Origin of the sequence: Sulfitobacter sp. HI0129 (assembly GCF_001635395.1) — a bacterium.
Taxonomy (GTDB): Bacteria; Pseudomonadota; Alphaproteobacteria; order Rhodobacterales; family Rhodobacteraceae; genus Sulfitobacter.
The window spans coordinates 1-4314 of record NZ_LWGH01000541.1 but is presented as its reverse complement, the minus strand read 5'-3'; the positions used below and the strand labels follow the sequence as shown (position 1 = coordinate 4314).

4 protein-coding genes and 1 pseudogene are annotated in these 4314 nt (G+C 61.2%); 2 read left to right on the top strand and 3 right to left on the bottom strand.

The window, feature by feature from the left end; genetic code table 11:
• Positions 1-409 (top strand): annotated as a pseudogene (locus A3764_RS25215) (oligosaccharide flippase family protein); the annotation flags it as partial.
• On the opposite strand, the gene A3764_RS14715 reads toward A3764_RS25215, so the two are convergent.
• The 3 genes from A3764_RS14715 to A3764_RS14705 all read right to left on the bottom strand — a co-directional run bounded on the left by A3764_RS14715 (position 397) and on the right by A3764_RS14705 (position 3574).
• Positions 397-1692: a GumC family protein gene (locus A3764_RS14715; protein ID WP_067928397.1), complete on the bottom strand. Its 1296-nt coding sequence runs from the start codon at positions 1690-1692 to the stop codon at positions 397-399. The pseudogene A3764_RS25215 and the gene A3764_RS14715 sit on opposite strands and share 13 nt — an antisense overlap.
• Before the next feature lie 117 nt (positions 1693-1809).
• Positions 1810-2751 carry a CpsD/CapB family tyrosine-protein kinase gene (locus A3764_RS14710; protein ID WP_067928401.1) on the bottom strand — a complete coding sequence of 314 codons (942 nt, stop codon included), beginning with the start codon at positions 2749-2751 and terminating at the stop codon, positions 1810-1812.
• Positions 2752-2800: 49 nt separating this feature from the next.
• Positions 2801-3574 carry a sugar transferase gene (locus A3764_RS14705; protein ID WP_150120933.1) on the bottom strand — a complete coding sequence of 258 codons (774 nt, stop codon included), beginning with the start codon at positions 3572-3574 and terminating at the stop codon, positions 2801-2803.
• 441 nt (positions 3575-4015) lie between these two features.
• On the opposite strand from A3764_RS14705, the gene A3764_RS14700 reads away from it, so the two are divergent.
• Positions 4016-4314, top strand: a 299-nt coding sequence (locus tag A3764_RS14700; RefSeq protein ID WP_150122197.1) for a GbsR/MarR family transcriptional regulator, incomplete at its 3' end; no start/stop codon positions are given.

Here is a 4314-nt window from a genome sequence, read left to right as displayed (position 1 = left end):
TCTGCTTTATGATCCGCGCTATGCGCAAAGCGGGGCGATCGTGGTGCTGCTGGGCGTCGTCCTGATGCCGCAGGCTTTGGGAATGACCTATGATCAGGCCGCACTTGCCGCCGGGGATTCGCGGGGGTTCTTCGTCTTTTCCGGCAGCCGCGCGGTACTGCAGACCACCGGCTTGCTTACCGGAGTTATGACGGGTGGGCTGGTCGGGGCTTTGTTCGGCATGGGGCTTGCGCTGGTAGCCTCGCATCTGGTGCTGATTTGGCTGGCGCGGAAGCATCGGGTCTGGGATGGCCAACACGATGCAGTCTTTGCCGGGCTAGCACTTGCACTCGGGCTCACCACGCTCTGGCTTCAGTGGGACCTGTTGGCGGTGCTGGGGAGTATGACGGCGACCGCTCAGGCCTTCTGACCGGTACGGGCCAGCCGACCGGCGCGACCTGCCGCGCGCCGTCCCAGCCAGAGGCGGCGCAGACCCCGCGGTTCCTTGGGCAGTTTGATCTCCGGCAGGGAGACCACCGGTACAAGCCCGGTTTCACGTTCCATCTGGCGCGCGGTCCGCAGTACCGGGTGGCGCAGTTCGAGTATCATCGCCACTGCGAGCGCGAAAAAGAGGCTACCTCCAGCACCGAGGAGCGCAAGCATCTTGCGGCTGAGTGTGTCGGCATAATCGGGTGTTTGCGCCTCCTCCAGCGTCACCAGCCGTTCGCCGCGGTCATTGCGTTCCAGTTCAAACCCCACCTCCGCTTCGTTGCGGCGGGTGGCGACCGTGCGCAATTGCGTTTGCAGGTTCTCAATTCCGCGTTCTAGATCGGCCAGTTCACGCTGGACTTCGGGGGAGGTTTCGAGGCTCCGCGCGATCGTCTCACGCCGTTCGAACAGCAGGTCCCGCTGGGTGGTCAGGCTGTCGACTTGGGTAGCGATGTCAGCTTCTAAGCGTTCCACGGTGGCGGGCCGGGCGTTGGGATCGATTCGTTCGCGTTGTAGACGAGTGGCGATGATATCGCGCTCCAGCGCGAGAATGGCTTCGTTCAGGCTGGCAATCTGACCCCGATGAAAGACGACGCTGCCTTCCATCGACAGGTCGTTCTCGCTTCGGAAAGCCTCGAGTTCGTTTTCGAGCTCACTCAAGGCATCCTGAAGGCTTTCCTCCTGCCTGATGAAGAATTCGAGCGTTTCGCGTGACTTTTCGCGGCGTTGCTCCGCGGCAAGTGCGCGGATCCGGTCCGCAAATTCATGGGCAACGGCGCGCGCCAGCTCCGGGTCTTTCTGCAGGGCGGTGATTGTCAGGACCGCGAGCGCCCCGTTATCGTTGTCGCCCTCCGGGACCGCAGCTACGCCTTCGAGGGTGACGGAGGCGCGCAGGCGGTCAATCTTCTCCGACAGGCGCAGGCCGGGCAGATCGGCATAGAGGTCGAATTTCTCGATCACCGCCAAAATGGTGCCTCGGGCCATTAACTGCTGTTCGATAAGTTGCAAACGTTGGCCAGAGGACCCTTCAACCGTGGAGCGTGCCAGTTCGGAGGCGACCACAGGCTGTTCGATCTGAATGACCTCAGAAGAGCTGTAGACATGGGGTTGCCTTGCGGCCCAGACAAGCGAAACAAGGCAGCCCAGCAGAAATAGGCGGAGGATCATCCCTGCCCTGCGGCGCAGCATGTCTACGAAATCTTCCAGCGTATAGATCGGACCCATAATGAACCACTCGGTCTACCTGCAAAGAAGGATATTATATCCTTCTTTGGAGCTCATCAAACATGATGAATGCGTCCTTTATAGGGCGGATTCGCGTCTGGAAACAGGGCGTTCCGGTCAGTACTTCGCGATGCTGGAGGCGCGGGCGCGGTTCAGGATCACCCCCAGCAGCGGCACCTGTCCGTCGAGCATGCGCTCGCATTCCACCAATTGCCGCGCCATGGTCTGCGTCCCGTCGGAGACGAGCAGCACACCGTCAAGCTGTGGCAGGAAAGCAGAGACATCGTCATGCTCCAGCATCGGAGGCATGTCGTAGAGCACAAGCTCCGGTCGGAGGGCCGCACGCATCCGGCTGAGGGTCAGGTCGGTGTCCGGATCCTGCAGGGTTTCGGCGGCGTCGGTTTCGGCCCCTTCGTTGAGGCCGAGTGCCAGCGTATCGCCCACACGCACGATATGGTCCCGCATGGGGGTCTTGCCGCGCAAATAGTCACGCATAGGGCCACGGGGCGTCATGCCCAGCATGTCGGCCACACCCGAATTACGCAGGTTGAAGTCCATCAGCATGGTGCGCGAAGAGGGAACCCGCGCCAGGCTGAGTGCAAGGTTCACGGCCGTAAACGTGTTGCCGCAGCCGCTCGTGGGGGAGGCGATGGCGATATTCGTCCAGCGGTTTTCCTGTGCGGTGTGGCGCAGGCGGGTGCGCAGCAGGTCGAAGGCGCGGCGCAGGGGGCCGTCTCTGTGGAAGTCCACCAGTGGCGCGTGGCCTTCGTATTGCTTGCGCAGGCCGAAGTCGTCCTCCGGCAGTTCCTGCCAACGGGGGGCGTCCGTATCGGGCAGGCTTCGGCGCGACCCTTTGACCAGATCTGAGGGTGCGGGTGTATCTTCGCGTGGGGTATCGGCGTCCGCGATGCGGGCGAGCGCACGGCGCGGCCGGATACTGTGGCGCATCCCGGAAGGGCGCCCCCCATGCTGCGATGTTTCAGCAGGTGCGAAGTATTCGGCTTCGCCAGCAGGACCAAAGGTATCCTTCATGTCGTCTTCCTTTCCGTCCTCACCCATTGTTCCATCCTGCATGCGGCGTCCGCGTGACGCCACGAAAACCCGCGGATCAATGCCCTGTGCGGCGCATCACCACATCGATCGTCTTGAACAGAATACGCAGATCCTGCCAGACCGTCAGATTGCGGTTATACGTCCGGTCCACTTCGGCACGATAGGTAAAACGGTTGCTGTTGCGCGCTGAAATTTGCCACAGGCCGGTGATGCCAGGCCGCAGCGCCTGATAATCGCGCAGATCACCATACATTTCGCGCTGGTTCAGCATCATGGGGCGGGGGCCGACAACACTCATATCGCCGCGCAGGACGTTCAGCAGTTGCGGCAGTTCGTCCATGGAGGTGATGCGCAGAATATTTCCGACTCGCGTGATGCGTGGGTCATTCCGCAGTTTCTGCAACTCGTTCCATTCGTGCCGCAAGGCAGGATCGCTGGAGAGGTATGATTCCAGTACCGCATCGGCATCCCGGCGCATGGTGCGGAGTTTCAAGATGCGAAAGGGGCGGCCGCGGCGGCCCACGCGGAGCTGAGTGTAGAAGGGTGCGCCCCCTTCAAACCAGAGCGCGAGAGCGCAGATACCGATGATCGGCAGCGAAAACGGCAGGGTCAGCAGGACAAAGATAATGTCGAACAGCCGCTTGCCAAAGAGCCGATACGGCCCCCAGCCCAAAGCCTTCTGCGCAACAGCCCGTTGCCAGACACGGTCGCGCCCCGCAGGCGATGCCGCGACAACATCCGCATAGACGTAGCCCTGCTCAGGCTGCGTCCGCACAGTGGTCATGTTGGACAGGCCGAAGACCGGCTTGCCCGCATCGAAGTTCTTCATCGCAACCCCCCAGGGTTTGCAGCTTTGAATCACGGTCGCCGGCGGTTTCCGGCACCCGAGGCGCGGCTTTTGCGGACTTCATGAAAGCGCGAAAGGAGACCACCATAACCTTGTCGAGCTTTGCATGTAGCCGCCGCTTGCCGGCAGGCCACGGAGGCACGATGGATCAGGGATCGCATTTCCGTGTGGCCGCTGCAGGCGGAGAGCCTTGCTATTTCTGCCCCATACATAACATTTTTCGGTCACATTTGAGGAAGTTTCTACGAAACAGACTGTTTCGGGCAGGGTTAGGTTCCAAGGTAAATAAATTCGGCCTTGATCCGACGTGACGTCATGCGGATTTTAGAGGAATAGTTTGTTCAGAAATAACTGAACAAACTTGACGCATGCATCCCGTTCCATATGTAGACGCCACCAAAGTCACGATGGGGGATAGGCGTCATGGATGGCGAACAGGGCACCGCCGCGGTCCGCGAAGCATTCATCGAACGCATGGGCGTAATTGCTCAGGCCGACGGTATGCCGCGCATGTCGGGCCAGATATTCGCGATGCTCGTTTTCGACGGCGAAGCGCTGGCGTTCGGCGAGCTGGCGCGCCAGCTCGAAGTGAGTCGCGCCACGATCAGCACCAGCGTCCGGCTGCTGGAAGATCGCGGGCTGATTCGGCGGTTGAACCGGCGCGGCGACCGGCAGGATTACTTCCAGCTTGCCGATAACGCCTATGTTGAAATGCTGCGTCA

What these genes read in the sequence shown, in the direction of transcription:
- A3764_RS14715 (WP_067928397.1), bottom strand. Translation starts at nt 1,692, where the DNA reads ATGGGTCCGATCTATACGCTGGAAGATTTCGTAGACATGCTGCGCCGC.
- A3764_RS14710 (WP_067928401.1), bottom strand. Translation starts at nt 2,751, where the DNA reads ATGGGTGAGGACGGAAAGGAAGACGACATGAAGGATACCTTTGGTCCT.
- A3764_RS14705 (WP_150120933.1), bottom strand. Translation starts at nt 3,574, where the DNA reads ATGAAGAACTTCGATGCGGGCAAGCCGGTCTTCGGCCTGTCCAACATG.